Source organism: Oleiphilus sp. HI0043 (assembly GCF_001634935.1).
Genome location: NZ_LWEY01000242.1, coordinates 1 through 1,336, shown reverse-complemented (window position 1 = coordinate 1,336; position 1,336 = coordinate 1). Strand labels below are relative to the sequence as shown.

Here is a 1,336-nt window from a genome sequence, read left to right as displayed (position 1 = left end):
TGGTGGGTTTTCTAAGTGCCTGCTCGACTAAGAATGTTGTGAAGGAGCAGCCTGTTGAAACCAGTATAGGGGTTGTAGAAGAATACCTCTTAGGTGTTGGCGATGCTGTACAAGTGAATGTTTGGAGAAATCCAGACCTGTCAGTATCTGTTCTGGTGCGCCCGGATGGAAAAATCTCTGTACCTTTGGCTGGTGACATCGAAGTGGATGGCGTATCGACCGCTGAATTATCAACGATTATTGAGGATAAACTCAATAGTTATATTCGCAACCCCAAAGTAACGGTGATTGTCTCCAATCCAACGAGTGCGGATTTTATTCATCGAATTCGAGTAACCGGTGCGGTGCAGCAACAAAGATCGATCCCTTATCGTAAAGGTATTACAGTTTTAGATGTGGTGTTAGAAGCGGGTGGTGTAACTGTATTTGCAGATGGCGACGGGTCTAAGTTGTATCGTCAGACAGCTGAAGGAGCAAAAGTTTACCCGATCTATTTGAATGATATATTAGAAAAAGGAATTCTGGATTCCAATTATACCCTTTACCCGCAAGACATTATTACTGTTCCAGAGAGAGGCTTCTAGACGAATATGGATTTTGCGCTGTTAATTCGTTATATCGGTGTCATTTTTCGAGAGTTGTGGCAGAGAAAGTTTTTATGCTTGTTTGGGTTCACTGTCGTGAGCTTTGCAGTATTGGTGACTGGGATTTTCTGGCCTTCAAAGTTTGAAACATCCGCCACAATCTTTGCCGATAACCAGAATATACTAAAGCCACTTTTAGCGACTCAGGCTGCGCAATCTAAGGTCCAGAACCATACGAAGGTTGTACGAGATATGATCCAGTCTCCTCGGATCCTAAAGACAGTGGTTGAAAATGTTTATGGGATCGACAGCTTTGAATCTGCAGAGGAGCTGGGGCAGCAGATAAATAGTCTGCGTTCTAAAGTTCAAGTTAGAGGTCTGGGGGCTGGTTACATTAAAGTAGCCTATTCAGATTCAACGGCTGATGACGCTTACAGGGTGATAAATGAGGTTGTAGATGTTTTTATTCGTGCAAGTACGGATGAGCAGCGTACGGAAAGTCGCGAAGCTTTTTTGTTTATCGATAACCAGGTAAAGCAGTATAAAGATCAACTATTGCTGGCAGAAGAGCGCTTGAAGAACTTCAGGTCTCAGAATTTTGATGGTCGTGACGGTGATGTGGATTCAAGTATTAGTCGTATTCGCTCGCAAATAGAAGAGCTAAAAATAAGTATCGACGAAGATGAGACATCCATTGTAGCGGTTCAAAGGCAATTAAGTAACGAGTCCGAGTTTTCTTCCCAGAAATATAA

At 42.8% G+C, this 1,336-nt stretch carries 2 protein-coding genes; both read left to right on the top strand.

The genetic code is table 11. The features are described from left to right. Positions 1-584: XrtA/PEP-CTERM system exopolysaccharide export protein (locus tag A3729_RS03760; RefSeq protein WP_197475537.1), on the top strand; the 584-nt coding region annotated here is incomplete at its 5' end. A gap of 6 nt (positions 585-590) precedes the next feature. Further along, positions 591-1,336 (top strand): hypothetical protein (locus A3729_RS03755; protein WP_197475536.1); only part of this gene is annotated, 746 nt, incomplete at its 3' end.